This is a genomic window from Streptomyces sp. NPDC058221, assembly GCF_042882365.1.
Taxonomy (GTDB): Bacteria; Actinomycetota; Actinomycetes; order Streptomycetales; family Streptomycetaceae; genus Streptomyces.
The window spans coordinates 87,002-105,152 of the sequence record NZ_JBHVWF010000005.1; the positions used below are offsets into that span (position 1 = coordinate 87,002).

The following is an 18,151-nucleotide window of genomic DNA, read 5'->3' on the forward strand; positions in this document are numbered from 1 at the left end:
TGGAGCCGGTAGTGTTAACCTCAAGTCTGCAATCGACGTCTATGCGGCGCGTTGCTTCGTGTCCCTTTCCGGGACCACCACTTCTTCCGGGAGCCTCCCCAACTGCCTGAGCAGCCTGCCTGAGCAGTTTCGAGCACGCTCCGGAACCGGCACGACACCCCTCGCTCGTCCAGGAGTGGGCCGAGCAGGGGGATGCTCGCGCCGGGCCCATGCACACGTTCATCTCTCCGCCGTACCTACCCGGCGGACCACCGCCCCGGCACGGTCCGCACAACCGAAGACCGCTGTCGGACAGCACAACCGGTCGCCGAGCCAGAAGGCCGACGTCCGCTCCAGGGAAGGACCCTTCGTGAGCGACACCACCGATCTGATGGGCGTGACTGCCGACAAGAGCGTCGACAGCGCCGCGCCCGCCGAAGGTGCTGCCACTGGCACCACCGCACGGCGCCGCCGCTCCGGCACCGGCCTTGACGGCATGGTCCTGGCCGAGCTGCAGCAGGTCGCGTCCGGCCTCGGTATCAAGGGCACTGCGCGGATGCGCAAGAGCCAGCTGATCGAGGTCATCAAGGAGGCCCAGGCCGGCTCCTCCGCGCCCAAGGCCAAGGCCGCCGCGGCCCCCGCCGAAGAGGCCGAGACCAAGCCGAAGCGCCGGGCCACCTCCAAGGCGCGCACCGGCGCCGGGGACGAGACGCCGGCCGCCGCTCCCGCCGACAAGACCGCGGCGCAGCAGCAGATCGACATCCCCGGTCAGCCGGCCAGCGACGAGCCGCCCGCGGGCGAGCGCCGTCGTCGCCGTGCGACCGCTCAGGCGGGCAGCCCGGAGACCAAGGCCGACGCCAAGGCGCAGTCCAAGGACCGGACGCAGGACGAGCCGAAGCGTGAGACGCCCGCCGAGGACCGCTCGGAGCCCAAGGCCGAGGCCGCTGCCGACAACGCCGAGGGCCGCCGGGGCGACCGCCAGGACCGCGGCCAGCGCGGCGAGCGTGGTGACCGGGGCGACCGTGGTGACCGCCGCGAGCGTCAGCGCGACCGCCGCGGCAAGGGCGGCGACGAGCAGGGCGGCGGTGGCCAGGGCGGCCAGCGCCAGCGGCAGGGCCAGGGCCAGCAGAACCAGGGCCAGAACCAGGGCCAGGGCCAGCAGGGCGGCGGCGGACCGCAGGACGACGGCTTCGACGACGAGGGCGGCCGTCGTGGCCGCCGCGGCCGCTACCGCGACCGCCGCGGCCGTCGTGGCCGCGACGACTTCGCGAGCGACGCACCGCCGGTCACCGACGACGACGTCCTGATCCCCGTCGCGGGCATCCTGGACATCCTCGACAACTACGCGTTCATCCGGACCTCCGGCTACCTGCCGGGCCCGAACGACGTGTACGTCTCGCTCGCCCAGGTCCGCAAGAGCGGTCTGCGCAAGGGTGACCACGTCACCGGTGCGGTGCGCCAGCCCAAGGACGGTGAGCGCCGCGAGAAGTTCAACGCGCTGGTCCGCCTCGACACGGTCAACGGCATGGAGTCCGGCCGCGGCCGGCCCGAGTTCCAGAAGCTGACCCCGCTGTACCCGCAGGACAGGCTCCGTCTGGAGACCGACTCCAACGTCCTGACCACCCGGATCATCGACATGGTCGCCCCGATCGGCAAGGGCCAGCGAGGCCTGATCGTGGCCCCGCCGAAGACCGGCAAGACCATGATCCTGCAGGCGATCGCCAACGCGATCACGGTCAACAGCCCCGAGTGCCACCTGATGGTCGTCCTGGTCGACGAGCGTCCGGAAGAGGTCACCGACATGCAGCGGTCGGTGAAGGGCGAGGTCATCTCCTCGACCTTCGACCGTCCCGCCGAGGACCACACCACCGTCGCCGAGCTGGCCATCGAACGCGCCAAGCGTCTCGTCGAGCTGGGCCACGACGTGGTCGTCCTGCTGGACTCGATCACCCGTCTGGGACGCGCGTACAACCTCGCGGCCCCGGCCTCCGGCCGCATCCTGTCCGGTGGTGTCGACTCGACCGCGCTGTACCCGCCGAAGCGCTTCTTCGGTGCCGCGCGCAACATCGAGGACGGCGGCTCGCTGACCATCCTGGCCACCGCGCTGGTCGAGACCGGCTCGCGCATGGACGAGGTGATCTTCGAGGAGTTCAAGGGCACCGGCAACATGGAGCTCAAGCTCGACCGCAAGCTCTCCGACAAGCGCATCTTCCCGGCGGTGGACGTCGACGCGTCCAGCACCCGTAAGGAAGAAATCCTGCTCGGCAGCGACGAGTTGGCGATTGTCTGGAAGCTGCGCCGGGTGCTCCACGCGCTGGACCAGCAGCAGGCGATCGAGCTCCTCCTGGACCGGATGAAGAAGACCCAGTCCAACGCGGAGTTCCTGCTCCAGATCCAGAAGACGACGCCGGCCCCGGGCAGCAACGACTAGTCGCAGCCGCTCGGCAGCCGTACCAGGGCCGCCCCCGCCACTTCGGTGCCGCGGGGGCGGCCCTGTGTCGTACGCGGGTGCGTGACAGCCACTGCGGGCCGTTGCCGATCCGAGACCTTCGCCACACGGCCACCAGGCGTCGCGCCGGCCCCGCATTGCCTGTGCCGGGCAAGAAACCGCAGGTGAGCGAGGGGTCACCGGATGCTCCCGCGCTCCGCGAGGCCGCCCTCGGCCCACCCGGAGGCCACCGAGCCCTGTGCAACCCTTCTTGTCGCCGCCGCGTCGTACTCAACAGCGACGAGGCGCGCAGAGGCCCGCACACCACAGCTGGGGGTAGCCGGGAGCAGCCGAGGGAACGAGGGAGACGGATGACCGAGCAGAGCGGGAGCAACAGCCGAATACGGGCCACCGGCAGACGCCGGAGGAAGCCGTCCCGCCGTCGCAGGGCGACCGTCATAGCCGCGTGGAGCCTGGCCGGGCTGGTCGTCGTGGGCGGAGGCGGAATCGCCTACGCCTACTTCCAGCTCGACGGCAATCTCAAGGCCGTCGACATCAACAACGCGCTCGGCAAGAACCGGCCCCAGAACGTCGACAACGGCTCCGAGGACATCCTCGTGCTCGGTTCCGACTCCCGCTCCGGCTCGAACGCGCAGTACGGCGCCGACCAGGGAGGCGCCCGTTCGGACACCGCGATGGTCGTCCACGTCAACAAGGGCCACAAGACCGCCAGCGTGGTCTCCATCCCCCGCGACACCCTCGTCACCCGCCCCGAGTGCAAGAGCGACGAGAGCGGCGCGGGCGTCTCGGGCGAGCAGCGCGCGATGTTCAACACCGCGTACGAGGTCGGCGGACCGGCCTGCGCGGTCAAGACCGTCGAGTCGATGTCCGGGATCCGGATGGACCACTACGTCGAGGTCGACTTCACCGGCTTCAAGCAGCTGATCGACAAGCTCGGCGGCGTCGAGATCACCACCAAGAAGGCGATCAACGACCCCAAGAGCCATCTGGACCTGCAGCCGGGCACCCACACGCTGAACGGGGAGGAGTCGCTCGGCCTGGTCCGTACCCGCCACAGCGTCGGCGACGGCAGCGACCTCGGCCGCATCCAGCTCCAGCAGTCCTTCATCAAGGCGCTGATGGTGCAGGCGAAGAGCGTCGGCGTCCTCAACGGCACGAAGCTGTACGGCCTCGCGGACACGGCGACCAAGGCCATCACGACCGACTCCGAGCTGGGCTCGGTCAAGGAGCTCGCGGGCTTCGCCAACGGACTCAAGGGGCTCGGCTCCGACGACGTCCACATGGTGACGCTGCCGGTCGAGTACGACCCCGCCGACCCGAACCGGGTCATACCGCAGGAGAAGGCCGGCAAGCAGGTGTGGAAGGCGCTCCGGAACGATCTGCCGATCCCCGCGTCCGCCACCGAGAAGTCGGCCGGCGACAAGGGTGACGCGGGCGACATCGTGAAGTGACAGGGAGTGTGCGGGAATAGTTCCCCGTCGACCCCGGTTTTGGGAGATACGGCCGGTCCTGGCAGACTGGTACGTCGGCCCCGGTTCACGGACACGCAATCCGCGCGTACGACCCGGCGCCCTCCCGAAACTAGGAGAAACCCTTGAAGCGCGAAATCCACCCCGAGTACGTCGAGACCCAGGTCAGCTGCACCTGTGGCGCGTCGTTCACCACCCGGTCCACTCTGGACAGCGGCTCCATCCGTGCGGACGTCTGCTCCGAGTGCCACCCGTTCTACACGGGCAAGCAGAAGATCCTCGACACCGGTGGCCGTGTGGCCCGCTTCGAGGCCCGCTTCGGCAAGGCTGCCGGTTCCGCCAGCAAGTAGCGAGCCAACTGCGCCGGTTCTCGGCGCCCTCTTCCCGGGGGCGCCGAGACCGGCGTTTTTTCCGGCCGGGACACGGCGACCCCCGTATCCCGCCCGGCAGGCATCCCGCCGGCCGGCAGGTACGTCGAGCGAAGAAACCAGGAGCCCGAAGATGTTCGAGGCGGTCGAGGAACTGATCGGCGAACAGTCCGATCTCGAGAAGAAGCTCGCGGACCCGTCGGTCCACGCGGACCAGGCCAACGCGCGCAAGCTCAACAAGCGCTACGCCGAGCTGACTCCGATCGTCTCCACGTACCGCTCCTGGAAGCAGAACGGCGAGGACATCGAGACGGCCCGCGAGTTCGCCGCCGACGACCCCGACTTCGCCGCCGAGGTCAAGGACCTGGAGAAGGAGCGCGAGGAACTCACCGAGAAGCTCCGCCTCCTGCTCGTGCCGCGGGACCCCAGTGACGACAAGGACGTGCTCCTGGAGATCAAGGCGGGCGCGGGCGGCGACGAGTCGGCCCTGTTCGCCGGCGATCTGCTGCGTATGTACCTGCGCTACGCCGAGCGCGTCGGCTGGAAGACCGAGATCATCGACTCCACCGAGTCCGAGCTCGGCGGCTACAAGGACGTCCAGGTCGCCGTGAAGACCAAGGGCGGCAACGGAGCCACCGAACCCGGCCAGGGTGTCTGGGCCCGGATGAAGTACGAGGGCGGCGTGCACCGTGTGCAGCGCGTGCCCTCCACCGAGTCCCAGGGCCGGATCCACACCTCCGCCGCCGGCGTGCTGGTCACGCCCGAGGCCGAGGAGGTCGACGTCGAGATCCACGCCAACGATCTCCGTATCGACGTGTACCGCTCCTCCGGCCCCGGCGGCCAGTCCGTCAACACCACGGACTCCGCCGTCCGCATCACGCACCTGCCCACCGGTGTCGTGGCCTCCTGCCAGAACGAGAAGAGCCAGCTCCAGAACAAGGAGCAGGCCATGCGCATCCTGCGTTCCAGGCTCCTCGCAGCCGCCCAGGAAGCCGCCGAGCAGGAAGCCTCCGACGTACGCCGCAGCCAGGTGCGAACGGTCGACCGCTCCGAGAAGATCCGCACGTACAACTTCCCGGAAAACCGGATCTCGGACCACCGGGTCGGCTTCAAGGCGTACAACTTGGACCAGGTGCTCGACGGCGATCTGGACGCCGTGATCCAGGCATGCGTCGACGCCGACTCCGCCGCCAAGCTCGCCGCCGCGTAAGCGGCGTAAGATCCGCCCCGCCCCGCTCGTGAACCTGTACGGAGAACCGCGATGAACCTGCTGCTCGCCGAGGTGGCCCAGGCCACCCAGCGGCTGGCCGACGCCGGTGTGCCTTCGCCGCGATTCGACGCGGAGGAACTCGCCGCGTTCGTGCACGGCGTCAAGCGGGGCGAGCTGCACAACGTGCCGGACACCGACTTCGACGCCCGCTACTGGGAGACCATCGCCCGGCGCGAGGCCCGCGAACCGCTCCAGCACATCACCGGACGCGCCTTCTTCCGCTATCTGGAGCTCCAGGTGGGGCCGGGGGTCTTCGTGCCCCGCCCGGAGACCGAGTCGGTCGTCGGCTGGGCGATAGACGCCGTGCGCGCGATGGACGTCGTCGAGCCGATGATCGTCGACCTGTGCACGGGATCCGGCGCCATCGCGCTCGCCATGGCCCAGGAGGTGCCGCGCTCGCGTGTGCACGCCGTGGAGCTGTCCGAGGACGCCCTCAAATGGACCAGGAAGAACGCCGAGGACTCCAGGGTCACCGTGCACCGCGGAGACGCTCTGACGGCCCTTCCCGAGCTCGACGGACAGGTCGACCTGGTCATCTCCAACCCGCCGTACATCCCGCTCACCGAATGGGAGTACGTGGCCCCGGAGGCCCGCGACCACGACCCCCAGATGGCCCTCTTCTCCGGCGAGGACGGCCTCGACACCATCCGGGGCATCGAGCGCACCGCCCACCGGCTGCTGCGTCCCGGCGGACTCGTCGTCATCGAGCACGCCGACACCCAGGGCGGTCAGGTGCCGTGGATCTTCACCGAGGAGCGGGGCTGGGCCGACGCGGCCGACCACCCCGACCTGAACAAGCGCCCCCGGTTCGCCACGGCCCGCAAGGCGATGCCGTGACCACCGGACACCACCCGCACGACCCGTTCCAGCCCTACCCGAACATGCTTGAGGAGGCCGGCTGATGGCACGGCGATACGACTGCAACGACGCGACCGACCGTACGACGGGTCTGCGCGAGGCCGCGTCCGCCGTCCGCCGCGGCGAACTGGTCGTGCTGCCCACGGACACGGTGTACGGGATCGGTGCGGACGCCTTCAGTACCGAAGGCATCGCCGACCTGCTGGACGCCAAGGGCCGCGGCCGCAACATGCCGACACCCGTCCTGATCGGCTCCCCGAACACCCTGCACGGTCTGGTCACGGACTTCTCCGAGCAGGCCTGGGAGCTCGTCGACGCGTTCTGGCCCGGCGCCCTCACGCTGGTCGCCAAGCACCAGCCGTCCCTCCAGTGGGATCTCGGTGACACCCGTGGCACCGTCGCCATCCGGATGCCGCTGCACCCGGTCGCCATCGAGCTCCTCACCGAGGTCGGCCCGATGGGCGTCTCCAGCGCCAACCTCACCGGGCACCCCTCTCCGGAGGACTGCGACGCAGCCCAGGAGATGCTCGGCGACTCCGTCTCCGTCTACCTCGACGGCGGTCCGACGCCGGGCATCGTCCCGTCCTCGATCGTCGACGTCACCGGCAAGGTGCCGGTCCTGCTGCGCGCCGGCGCGCTCTCCGCGGAGGAGCTGCGCAAGGTGGTACCCGACCTCGAGGTGGCCAATTGACCGCCCCTGAGGGGCGTGGCATAGCGGGGCAGACCGACACTTTCCGCATCCTCCACGTCAGTACCGGCAACGTCTGCCGCTCACCGATCACCGAGCGGCTGACCCGGCATGCCCTCGTGGACCGGCTCGGCGACCCGCTCCAGGGCGGCCTGATCGTGGAGAGTGCCGGCACCTGGGGGCACGAGGGCGCCCCGATGGAGGCCAACGCCGAAGTGGTCCTCGCCGACTTCGGCGCCGACGCCTCCGGCTTCGTCGGCCGTGAGCTGCTGGACGAGCACGTGATCCGTGCCGACCTGGTGCTCACCGCCACCCGCGACCACCGGGCCCAGGTGATCTCCATGGGGCACTCGGCCGGTCTGCGGACCTTCACGCTGAAGGAGTTCACCCGGCTGGTCCGGGCCATAGACCCCGCGACGCTGCCCGACGCCGGCGACGAGGGCGTCGTCGAACGCGCCCGCGCACTGGTCCGCGCGGCCGCCGCGCTGCGCGGCTGGCTGCTGGCCCCGACCGCCGAGGCCGACGAGGTGTACGACCCGTACGGCGCCCCGATCACGTTCTTCCGGTCCATCGGCGACGAGATCAACCAGGCCCTCGAACCGGTCGTCACCGCACTGACCGGCGTATCGACCCCGCGCTGACCGGCGCGGGCCTCGTGGCGGCCCCTCCCGTCCGGACGGGTGCACCACGGGCCGTGACAGCGGGCAGCGGGCCCGGCGCGGGCCTACATTGGAGCTGACGTCAGCGCACTCCTCCCAGGCCCGGAGCCCCCGATGCCGGTCACCACTCCTGCCGCACCCACAGCCACCCTGCCGCAGGACTTCGGTGCCCTGCTCAGGGAGGACCCGGAGATCGCCGATGTGCTGCTGGGGGAGCTGCGACGGCAGTCCGGCACGCTCCAGCTGACCGCCGCGGAGAACTTCACCTCGCCCGCCGTCCTCGCCGCCCTCGGCTCGCCGCTCGCCAACAAGTACGCCGAGGGCTACCCCGGCGCCCGCCACCACGGCGGCTGCGAACAGGCGGACGCCGCCGAACGCATCGCCGTCCGGCGGGCCACCGCGCTCTTCGGCGCCGAACACGCCAACGTCCAGCCGCACTCGGGCTCCTCGGCCGTCCTCGCGGCGTACGCGGCGCTGCTGCGGCCCGGCGACACGGTACTCGCGATGGGACTCCCGTACGGCGGACATCTCACCCATGGCTCACCCGCCAACTTCTCCGGCCGCTGGTTCGAGTTCATCGGCTACGGTGTCGACTCCGAGAGCGGGCTGATCGACTACCAGCAGGTGCGCACGCTGGCCCGCACCCACCGCCCGAAGGCGATCGTCAGCGGCTCCATCTCCTACCCCCGCCACCCGGACCACGAGGCGTTCCGCGAGATCGCCGACGAGGTGGGCGCCTACCTCATCGCCGACGCCGCGCACCCGATGGGGCTGATCGCCGGGGGAGCGGCGCCGAACCCCGTTCCGTACGCGGACGTGGTCTGCGCCACCACGCACAAGGTGCTGCGCGGACCCCGCGGCGGAATGATCCTCTGCGGCTCGGAGCTGGCGGAACGGATCGACCGGGCGGTCTTCCCCTTCACCCAGGGCGGCGCCCAGATGCACACGGTCGCCGCGAAGGCCGTCGCGTTCCACGAGGCGGGGACTCCGGCCTTCGCCGCGTACGCCCATCGTGTGGTCTCCCACGCCCGGGTACTGGCCGCCGGTCTGGAGGCCGAGGGCTTCGACGTCACCACCGGCGGCACGGACACCCACCTGATCGTCGCGGACCCGGCCCCCCTCGGTGTCGACGGTCACACCGCCCGCGCCCGGCTGGCCGCCGCGGGCCTGGTGCTGGACACCTGCGCGCTTCCGTACGGAGACGCCCGGGGCATCAGGCTGGGCACCGCCGCAGTCACCACCCAGGGCATGGGCGACGCCGCCATGACCCGGCTCGCGGTGCTGTTCGGCGCGGCGGTACGCGAGGAGGGCGACGTCCTCACCGAGGTGCGGGAACTGGCGGCGAAATTTCCGCCGTACCCCGGGTGACTTGGCCGTGATGTCCTGAATGGTGGCGGCCCGTGCAACCATCACGGACAGCTCCGTGTCCTCAACCATGAGGTCGACCTAGTTAAGGTGTGGGCTGAGATGGCCGGCGACATTTGTGGGGCAGCCCGTGCGTGATTACCTGCTGACGCTCTGCGTCACGGCCGCGGTGACCTATCTGCTCACCGGCCCGGTGCGAAAGTTCGCCATCGCGGTCGGGGCGATGCCCGCGATCCGTGCGCGTGACGTCCACCGGGAACCGACCCCGAGGCTCGGCGGCATCGCCATGTTCGGCGGGCTGTGCGCCGGTCTGATCGTCGCTGATCACCTGGCCAACCTCGACGGGGTCTTCGACCTCTCCAGCGAACCCCGGGCGCTGCTCTCCGGAGCGGCGCTGATCTGGCTGATCGGCGTCCTGGACGACAAGTTCGAGATCGACGCCCTGATCAAGCTGGGCGGACAGATGATCGCCGCCGCGGTCATGGTCCTCCAGGGGCTCACGATCCTGTGGCTGCCGATCCCGGGCGTCGGCACGGTCGCCCTCACCCAGTGGCAGGGCACGCTGCTCACGGTCGCCCTGGTCGTGATCACGATCAACGCGGTGAACTTCGTCGACGGCCTGGACGGTCTGGCGGCCGGCATGGTCCTCATCGCCTCCGCCGCGTTCTTCCTGTACACCTACCGCCTCTGGTACGGGCACATGATCGAGGCCGCTGCTCCGGCGACGCTCTTCACGGTGATCCTGATGGGCATGTGCCTCGGCTTCCTGCCGCACAACATGCACCCGGCCCGGATCTTCATGGGCGACTCCGGCTCGATGCTGATCGGCCTGGTCCTGGCCGCCGGCGCGATCTCCGTGACTGGACAGGTCGACCCGGACACCATGAAGATCTTCGAGGGCAGCGAGCGGCAGGCGACCCACGCGATGCTGCCGGTCTTCATCCCGCTGCTGCTGCCGCTCACCATCATCGCGATCCCGGCGGCGGACCTGGTGCTGGCGATCGTGCGGCGCACCTGGAACGGGCAGTCACCGTTCGCCGCCGACCGTGGTCATCTGCACCACCGGCTGCTGGAGATCGGCCATTCGCACAGCCGGTCGGTGCTGATCATGTACTTCTGGTCGGCCCTGATCGCCTTCGGGGCGGTCGGTTACTCCGTGCACTCGGCCTCGATGTGGATCGTCCTGGTGATCGTGGGCCTGAGCGCGCTCGGTCTGATCCTGCTCCTGATGCCCCGCTTCACCCCGCGGGCTCCGCTGTGGGCCCAGAACGTCGTGCCGCCGCGCTACCGTCGCCGACGACGTCAGGACGGGGAGCACAGCGAGGGGGCGACGGACGGCCAACAGGCGCCCCCGGATGCCCAGATGGGACAGGACGGCGCCGAGCCCACCGCTCGGCCCCCGGTCGCCGCAGGAGTCTCCGGCGTCAACGGGGCGACGGCCGTCGGCCCCCGTTCGCGTTTTGCGGACCGGCGCAAGGCCGGCTCGACGCGTCGATGATTCGGTCATCAAGGGGCATTACCAGACAAGTGGTTGGGTTGTCCCGCTCACACGCGTCAAGTAGTCCTCACGTGTGACAGCAACCACACATTGTAGGTAAAGACCTCATCAAATAGTTTGTGATACCGTTCACTAAGCCCGGTGACAGAGCCGAAGGACCTGAGTAGCACGGTCCATTGGCCCGAGGCATCGACTCGGACCGGGCGCCTACGCTCGTCCATGACGACACACTGCCGACCCCCAGCAAGCGGAGCTGCCGCCATGCCGTCCAACGACGTCCGGACTCTCCTCCAGACCGCCGTCCCCACCGCTGCCGCCGGCGTTGTCGCCGCCGCGATCAGTGCTGGCGTCGCCGGTGGCAAGGGAGCCCTGGGCGCGATCGTTGCGACGATCGTGGTCATCCTCTTCATGGGGATCGGGCTCATGGTCCTGCAACGGACCGCCAAGTCTCTGCCCCACCTGTTCCAGGCGATGGGGCTGATGCTGTACACGGCTCAGTTGCTCCTGCTGTTCATCTTTGTCGCCGTATTCAAGAACACCACGATGTTCAACCCGAAGGCCTTCGCGATCACGCTGGTCGCGACGACTCTCGTGTGGATCGGCGCACAGGCGCGTGCGCACATGAAGGCCAAGATCCTTTACGTCGAACCCGAGTCCGACAAGGGCGAGAAGCCCAGGAACGCGGGGTCCCGGTCGTGAAGGGTAGGGGCGGGATAAGCGCGAGTTCAGGACCCTGCTATCGTCCGGTTCCAACTGCGGCACTGCGGGCGCGGGCATGTGAGCTGACGCCTGCACGATCGCGAGGCTCATTGCCTGACTGCCGCTCACACATCCGTAACACCAGTCCAGTGCCGAACCGCGGCTGCGCGCCGCGCCGACACAACGAGGTTGCCGTACCTATGCGCCACGCTGAAGGAGCCCGCGGTGAGTGCTGACCCGACACAGGTGCTCGCCTTCGAGACCGATTGCCACATCTTTTCCGGCTGTGGTTTCGACGCACCTGGCTTGCATTCGTTCCTGTTCGAGCCCCTGTGGGGTGACGCGGACAGCAACCTGTACTTCAACAAGCCGATGCTGCTGGCCCTGCTCGGCTCGATCATCATCGTCGGTTTCTTCTGGGCCGCCTTCCGCAAGCCGAAGGTCGTCCCGGGCAAGCTGCAGATGGTTGCCGAGACGGGATACGACTTCATCCGCCGCGGCGTCGTCTACGAGACGATGGGGAAGCGCGAGGGCGAGAAGTACGTTCCCCTCGTCGTTTCGCTCTTCTTCTTCGTCTGGATGATGAACCTCTGGTCGATCATCCCGGTCGCCCAGTTCCCGGTGACGTCGATCATCGCGTACCCCGCGGTGCTCGCGATCATCGTCTACATCCTGTGGGTCAGCCTGACGTTCAAGCGCCACGGCTTCGTCGGGGCGTTCAAGAACTTCTCGCACTTCGACAAGTCGCTTGGCGGGGTGGCGTATCTTGCCGGAGCCATCGAGCTGTTCTCGAGCCTGTTGGTTCGTCCGTTCACTCACGCCGTTCGACTGTTCGCGAACATGTTCGCGGGGCACACGCTGCTGCTGCTCTTCACGATCGCCAGCTGGTACCTGCTGAACGGCATCGGTTTCGCCTACGCGGGCGTCTCCTTCGTGATGACGATTGTGATGACGGCCTTCGAGCTCTTCATCCAAGCGCTGCAGGCGTACGTCTTCGTACTCCTGACCTGCACCTACATCCAGGGCGCGCTCGCAGAGGACCACTGAGTCCCGCCCAAAATCCGCAGTCGTCCGGTGGCCAACCCCCACCGGTCCGTGAAAGAGAAGGAAGAACTGGCATGTCCCAGACCCTTGCTGCCGTCAGCGGCTCCCTCGGTTCCGTCGGTTACGGCCTCGCTGCCATCGGCCCCGGCGTCGGCGTCGGCATCATCTTCGGTAACGGCACCCAGGCTCTCGCCCGTCAGCCCGAGGCTGCCGGTCTCATCCGTGCCAACCAGATCCTCGGCTTCGCCTTCTGTGAGGCGCTCGCCCTCATCGGCCTGGTCATGCCGTTCGTCTACGGCACCTGATCCACGGATTCAGACAAGCCCCCTAGACGAAAGGCACTGACGTGAGCCAGATGCTTACGATCGCGGCTGAGACGGAAAACCCGCTCATCCCGCCGATCCCTGAGCTCGTCATCGGCCTCATCGCCTTCCTCATCGTCTTCGGCTTCCTCGCCAAGAAGCTCCTCCCGAACATCAACAAGGTTCTGGATGAGCGTCGCGAGGCCATCGAAGGCGGTATCGAAAAGGCCGATGCGGCCCAGACCGAGGCCCAGAGCGTGCTTGAGCAGTACAAGGCTCAGCTCGCCGAGGCCCGCCACGAAGCCGCTCGTATGCGCCAGGAGGCGCAGGAGCAGGGCGCCGTGATCCTGCAGGAGATGCGGGCGGAAGGCCAGCGGCAGCGCGAGGAGATCGTCGCCGCCGGTCACGCCCAGATCGAGGCCGACCGCAAGGCCGCGGCGTCCGCGCTGCGTCAGGACGTGGGCACGCTCGCCACCTCCCTGGCCGGCAAGCTCGTCGGCGAGTCCCTCGAGGACCACGCCCGGCAGAGCGGCACCGTCGACCGTTTCCTCGACGAGCTCGAGGCGAAGGCCGAGGCCGTCCGATGAACGGCGCAAGCCGCGAGGCACTGGCTGCCGCACGCGAGCGTCTCGACGCGCTGACCGACAACACGTCGGTCGATGCGGCGAAGCTCGCCGAGGATCTGGCCGGCGTCACGGCGCTGCTGCACCGCGAGGTGTCGCTGCGCCGGGTCCTGACCGACCCGGCCCAGGCCGGCGAGGCGCGGGCCGAGCTGGCCGGGCGACTGCTGCGCGGCCAGGTGGGCGGCGAAGCCGTCGATCTGGTCTCCGGCATGGTCCGCTCGCGCTGGTCGCGGTCGCGTGACCTGGTCGACTCGGTCGAGGCACTGGCGAACACCGCAGACCTCACCGCCGCCCAGCGCGTCGGAGACCTCGACGACGTCGAGGACGAGCTGTTCCGGTTCGGCCGGATCGTCGCCTCCGACCAGGGCCTGCGCGCAGCGCTCACCAGCCGGACCGCGACCCCCGCCGCCAAGGGCGAGCTGCTGCGCAGCCTGCTCGGCGGCAAGGCGCGGCCCGTCACCGAGCGCCTCGTCGTGCGGCTTGTCACCCAGCCCCGGGGACGTAGCCTGGAAGAGGGACTCGAGTCCCTCTCCAAGCTCGCCGCGGAGCGCCGTGACCGTGCGGTCGCGATCGTCACCTCGGCAGTGCCGCTGAACGACCGGCAGAAGCAGCGCCTCGGCGCCGCGCTGGCGAAGATCTACGGCCGCCAGATGCACCTGAATCTCGACGTGGACCCCGAGGTCCTCGGCGGAGTCACGGTGCGGGTCGGTGACGAGGTCATCAACGGCACCATCGCGGAGCGTCTCGACGAGGCGACCCGACGGATGGCCGGCTGACCCAGCCCGGCGCAGTAACAGAGACAGAGCAAGACCAGCGGCCCGGTTGGGCCGTGCAGAAATTGCAGAAGATTCCTGGGGGTCGGCCCCCAGACCCCCTTAAGAAACTTCGGGCCCAACAAGGAGAGCAGGGAACCCAGATGGCGGAGCTCACGATCCGGCCGGAGGAGATCCGGGACGCGCTGGAGAACTTTGTCCAGTCGTACAAGCCGGACGCGGCCTCGCGCGAGGAGGTCGGTACGGTCAGCGTTGCCGGCGACGGCATCGCGAAGGTGGAGGGCCTGCCCTCCGCCATGGCGAACGAGCTGCTGAAGTTCGAGGACGGCACCCTCGGTCTCGCCCTCAACCTCGAGGAGCGCGAGATCGGTGCGATCGTCCTCGGCGAGTTCAGCGGAATCGAGGAGGGCCAGCCGGTGCAGCGCACCGGTGAGGTGCTCTCCGTCGGCGTCGGCGAGGGTTACCTCGGCCGCGTCGTCGACCCGCTCGGCAACCCGATCGACGGTCTCGGCGAGATCGCGACCGACGGCCGTCGCGCCCTCGAGCTGCAGGCCCCTGGCGTCATGGTCCGCAAGTCGGTGCACGAGCCGATGCAGACCGGCTACAAGGCCGTCGACGCCATGGTGCCGATCGGCCGTGGTCAGCGTCAGCTGATCATCGGCGACCGTCAGACGGGTAAGACCGCTCTGGCCGTCGACACGATCATCAACCAGCGTGACAACTGGCGCACGGGCGACGTGAACAAGCAGGTGCGCTGCATCTACGTCGCCATCGGTCAGAAGGGCTCCACCATCGCCTCCGTGCGCGGTGCCCTCGAAGAGGCCGGCGCGCTGGAGTACACGACCATCGTCGCCGCCCCGGCGTCCGACCCGGCCGGCTTCAAGTACCTGGCGCCGTACACCGGTTCGGCCATCGGCCAGCACTGGATGTACGCGGGCAAGCACGTCCTGATCATCTTCGACGACCTTTCGAAGCAGGCCGACGCCTACCGCGCCGTATCGCTTCTGCTGCGCCGTCCGCCGGGCCGCGAGGCCTACCCGGGCGACGTCTTCTACCTCCACTCGCGTCTGCTGGAGCGTTGCGCCAAGCTCTCCGACGACATGGGTGCCGGTTCGATGACGGGTCTCCCGATCGTCGAGACCAAGGCGAACGACGTGTCGGCGTTCATCCCGACCAACGTCATCTCCATCACCGACGGCCAGTGCTTCCTGGAGTCCGACCTGTTCAACGCCGGGCAGCGTCCGGCTCTGAACGTCGGTATCTCGGTCTCGCGAGTCGGTGGCTCCGCCCAGCACAAGGCCATGCGCCAGGTCTCCGGCCGACTCCGCGTGGACCTCGCCCAGTACCGCGAGCTGGAGGCGTTCGCCGCCTTCGGTTCCGACCTGGACGCGGCCTCGAAGGCGTCCCTGGAGCGCGGTAAGCGCATGGTCGAGCTGCTGAAGCAGCCGCAGTACTCCCCGATCCCGGTCGAGGAGCAGGTCGTCTCGGTCTGGGCCGGCACCACGGGCAAGATGGACGACGTCCCGGTCGAGGACATCCGCCGCTTCGAGAGCGAGCTGCTGGAGTACCTGCGCCGCGAGCGCAAGGACCTCCTCACCAGCATCGCCGAGGGCGCCAAGATGTCCGACGACACGCTGCAGTCGATCGCCGACGCGGTCGCCGCCTTCAAGCAGCAGTTCGAGACCTCGGACGGCAAGCTTCTGGGCGAGGGCTGACAGATGGGCGCTCAGCTTCGCGTTTACAAGCGCCGCATCCGCTCCGTCACCGCCACGAAGAAGATCACCAAGGCGATGGAGATGATCGCCGCCTCGCGCATCGTCAAGGCGCAGCGCAAGGTGGCGGCCTCGATGCCGTATGCCACCGAGCTGAACCGTGCGGTCACGGCTGTGGCCACCGGTTCGACCACCAAGCACCCGCTGACCACCGAGGCCGAGACTCCGGCACGGGCCGCGATCCTGCTCGTCACGAGCGACCGCGGTCTGGCCGGCGGTTACTCCTCCAACGCCATCAAGGCCGCGGAGCAGCTGACCGAGCGGCTGCGCGGTGAGGGCAAGGAGGTCGTCACGTATGTGATCGGCCGCAAGGGTGTCGCCTACTACAACTTCCGCGAGCGCAAGGTCGCGGAGTCGTGGACCGGCTTCACCGACAGCCCGACGTACGCGGATGCGAAGCGGGCGGCCGCCCCGTTGATCGAGGCGGTCACCCAGGAGACCGCCGAGGGCGGCGTGGACGAGCTGCACATCGTCTTCACCGAGTTCGTCTCGATGATGACGCAGAACCCGGTGGACAACCGGATGCTGCCGCTCAGCCTCGACCTCACCAAGGACGAGGACGGCAAGGGAGAGATCCTGCCGCTGTTCGACTTCGAGCCGTCGGCGGAGGACGTCCTGGACGCCCTGCTTCCGCGGTATGTCGAGAGCCGGATCTACAACGCACTGCTGCAGGCCGCTGCTTCCGAGCACGCTGCCCGCCGCCGCGCGATGAAGTCGGCAACCGACAACGCCGGTGAGCTCGTCAAGAGCCTCTCCCGGCTTGCCAACGCGGCCCGCCAGGCCGAAATCACCCAGGAAATCAGCGAGATCGTCGGTGGTGCCAGTGCGCTGGCCGACGCGACCGCGGGGAGTGACAAGTAATGACGACCACAGTTGAGACGGCCGTTGCCACGGGCCGCGTCGCCCGGGTCATCGGCCCGGTCGTCGACGTGGAGTTCCCCGTCGACGCGATGCCGGAGATCTACAACGCGCTGACCGTCGAGGTGGCCGACCCGGCCGAGGACGGCAAGATCAAGAAGCTGACGCTCGAGGTCGCCCAGCACCTCGGCGACGGCGTGATCCGCGCGATCTCGATGCAGCCCACCGACGGTCTGGTCCGCCAGGCCCCGGTGACGGACACGGGCGCCGGCATCACGGTGCCGGTCGGCGAGATGACCAAGGGCAAGGTCTTCAACACCCTCGGTGAGATCCTGAACAAGCCCGAGGCCGAGGCCGAGGTCACCGAGCGCTGGCCGATCCACCGCAAGGCCCCGGCCTTCGACCAGCTCGAGTCCAAGACCGAGATGTTCGAGACCGGCGTCAAGGTCATCGACCTTCTCACCCCGTACGTCAAGGGTGGAAAGATCGGTCTGTTCGGTGGTGCCGGTGTCGGCAAGACCGTGCTGATCCAGGAAATGATCTACCGCGTCGCCAACAACCACGACGGTGTGTCGGTGTTCGCGGGCGTCGGTGAGCGTACCCGTGAGGGCAACGACCTCATCGAGGAGATGGCCGAGTCCGGCGTCATCGACAAGACGGCGCTTGTCTTCGGTCAGATGGACGAGCCGCCGGGCACCCGTCTGCGGGTCGCGCTCGCCGGTCTGACGATGGCGGAGTACTTCCGCGATGTCATGAAGCAGGACGTTCTCTTCTTCATCGACAACATCTTCCGGTACACCCAGGCCGGCTCCGAGGTGTCCACCCTGCTCGGCCGTATGCCGTCCGCGGTGGGTTACCAGCCGAACCTGGCCGACGAGATGGGTCTCCTCCAGGAGCGCATCACGTCGACCCGTGGTCACTCGATCACCTCGATGCAGGCGATCTACGTCCCCGCGGACGACCTGACCGACCCGGCTCCGGCCACCACCTTCGCCCACCTCGACGCGACGACGGTTCTCTCCCGTCCGATCTCCGAGAAGGGCATCTACCCGGCCGTGGACCCGCTTGACTCCACGTCCCGGATCCTGGACCCGCGGTACATCGCGAAGGACCACTACGAGACCGCCATGCGGGTCAAGGGAATCCTTCAGAAGTACAAGGACCTCCAGGACATCATCGCCATTCTCGGTATGGACGAGCTCGGCGAGGAGGACAAGCTCACCGTCTTCCGCGCCCGTCGCATCGAGCGCTTCCTGTCGCAGAACACCCACGTCGCCAAGCAGTTCACCGGCGTGGACGGTTCGGACGTTCCGCTCGACGAGTCGATCGCGGCGTTCAACTCGATCGCCGACGGAGAGTACGACCACTTCCCCGAGCAGGCGTTCTTCATGTGCGGTGGCATTGAGGACCTCAAGGCCAACGCCAAGGAGCTCGGCGTCTCCTGAGCCTCCGGCTCACCGAGGGGGACGGGGTGCGT

Annotated in this window: 17 protein-coding genes; all 17 read left to right on the forward strand. The window is 68.6% G+C overall.

Annotated elements, in window-relative coordinates:
- Positions 1–349: 349 nt before the first annotated feature.
- The 17 genes from rho (at position 350) to atpD (ending at position 18,119) form a co-directional block, all read left to right on the forward strand.
- Positions 350–2,410 (forward strand): transcription termination factor Rho, encoded by a 2,061-nt coding sequence (gene rho / locus ACFVW8_RS03425; RefSeq protein ID WP_389685882.1) that lies wholly within the window; start codon positions 350–352, stop codon positions 2,408–2,410.
- 368 nt (positions 2,411–2,778) lie between these two features.
- Complete coding sequence (locus ACFVW8_RS03430) at positions 2,779–3,879, forward strand: LCP family protein (RefSeq protein ID WP_389685883.1); 1,101 nt, start codon at positions 2,779–2,781, stop codon at positions 3,877–3,879.
- 143 nt (positions 3,880–4,022) lie between these two features.
- Positions 4,023–4,247, forward strand: coding sequence for a 50S ribosomal protein L31 (gene rpmE, locus ACFVW8_RS03435; RefSeq protein WP_389685884.1), 225 nt, complete (start codon positions 4,023–4,025; stop codon positions 4,245–4,247).
- A gap of 151 nt (positions 4,248–4,398) precedes the next feature.
- Positions 4,399–5,475, forward strand: coding sequence for a peptide chain release factor 1 (gene prfA / locus ACFVW8_RS03440; RefSeq protein ID WP_389685885.1), 1,077 nt, complete (start codon positions 4,399–4,401; stop codon positions 5,473–5,475).
- A 51-nt stretch (positions 5,476–5,526) separates the two neighbouring features.
- Complete coding sequence (gene prmC, locus ACFVW8_RS03445; protein ID WP_389685886.1) at positions 5,527–6,372, forward strand: peptide chain release factor N(5)-glutamine methyltransferase; 846 nt, start codon at positions 5,527–5,529, stop codon at positions 6,370–6,372.
- A gap of 64 nt (positions 6,373–6,436) precedes the next feature.
- Entirely contained in the window at positions 6,437–7,084 is a 648-nt protein-coding gene (locus ACFVW8_RS03450) for an L-threonylcarbamoyladenylate synthase (RefSeq protein ID WP_389685887.1), read from the forward strand.
- Positions 7,081–7,722, forward strand: coding sequence for a protein-tyrosine-phosphatase (locus ACFVW8_RS03455; RefSeq protein WP_389685888.1), 642 nt, complete (start codon positions 7,081–7,083; stop codon positions 7,720–7,722). Before ACFVW8_RS03450 ends, ACFVW8_RS03455 begins: the two co-directional genes overlap by 4 nt.
- Before the next feature lie 132 nt (positions 7,723–7,854).
- Positions 7,855–9,108, forward strand: coding sequence for a serine hydroxymethyltransferase (glyA, locus tag ACFVW8_RS03460; RefSeq protein ID WP_389685889.1), 1,254 nt, complete (start codon positions 7,855–7,857; stop codon positions 9,106–9,108).
- Positions 9,109–9,223: 115 nt separating this feature from the next.
- On the forward strand, positions 9,224–10,603 hold the full coding sequence (locus tag ACFVW8_RS03465) for an MraY family glycosyltransferase (RefSeq protein WP_389685890.1): 1,380 nt from the start codon (positions 9,224–9,226) through the stop codon (positions 10,601–10,603).
- A 261-nt stretch (positions 10,604–10,864) separates the two neighbouring features.
- On the forward strand, positions 10,865–11,302 hold the full coding sequence (locus ACFVW8_RS03470; protein ID WP_389685891.1) for a hypothetical protein: 438 nt from the start codon (positions 10,865–10,867) through the stop codon (positions 11,300–11,302).
- A gap of 210 nt (positions 11,303–11,512) precedes the next feature.
- Complete coding sequence (gene atpB / locus ACFVW8_RS03475) at positions 11,513–12,349, forward strand: F0F1 ATP synthase subunit A (RefSeq protein ID WP_389685908.1); 837 nt, start codon at positions 11,513–11,515, stop codon at positions 12,347–12,349.
- 71 nt (positions 12,350–12,420) lie between these two features.
- Positions 12,421–12,651: an ATP synthase F0 subunit C gene (atpE, locus tag ACFVW8_RS03480; RefSeq protein WP_073889576.1), complete on the forward strand. Its 231-nt coding sequence runs from the start codon at positions 12,421–12,423 to the stop codon at positions 12,649–12,651.
- Between the two features lie 50 nt (positions 12,652–12,701).
- Positions 12,702–13,235, forward strand: a complete 534-nt coding sequence (locus ACFVW8_RS03485) for a F0F1 ATP synthase subunit B (protein ID WP_389685909.1) — start codon at positions 12,702–12,704, stop codon at positions 13,233–13,235.
- Complete coding sequence (locus tag ACFVW8_RS03490) at positions 13,232–14,047, forward strand: F0F1 ATP synthase subunit delta (protein ID WP_389685892.1); 816 nt, start codon at positions 13,232–13,234, stop codon at positions 14,045–14,047. The genes ACFVW8_RS03485 and ACFVW8_RS03490 overlap by 4 nt, the downstream gene beginning before the upstream one ends.
- Before the next feature lie 140 nt (positions 14,048–14,187).
- Positions 14,188–15,759 carry a F0F1 ATP synthase subunit alpha gene (gene atpA, locus ACFVW8_RS03495; protein ID WP_389685893.1) on the forward strand — a complete coding sequence of 524 codons (1,572 nt, stop codon included), beginning with the start codon at positions 14,188–14,190 and terminating at the stop codon, positions 15,757–15,759.
- Between the two features lie 3 nt (positions 15,760–15,762).
- Complete coding sequence (locus ACFVW8_RS03500) at positions 15,763–16,677, forward strand: F0F1 ATP synthase subunit gamma (RefSeq protein ID WP_389685894.1); 915 nt, start codon at positions 15,763–15,765, stop codon at positions 16,675–16,677.
- The gene (gene atpD / locus ACFVW8_RS03505; protein ID WP_389685895.1) at positions 16,677–18,119 is read left to right on the forward strand and encodes a F0F1 ATP synthase subunit beta; all 1,443 of its coding nucleotides are present in this window, start codon (positions 16,677–16,679) and stop codon (positions 18,117–18,119) included. The genes ACFVW8_RS03500 and atpD overlap by 1 nt, the downstream gene beginning before the upstream one ends.
- Positions 18,120–18,151: the final 32 nt, after the last annotated feature.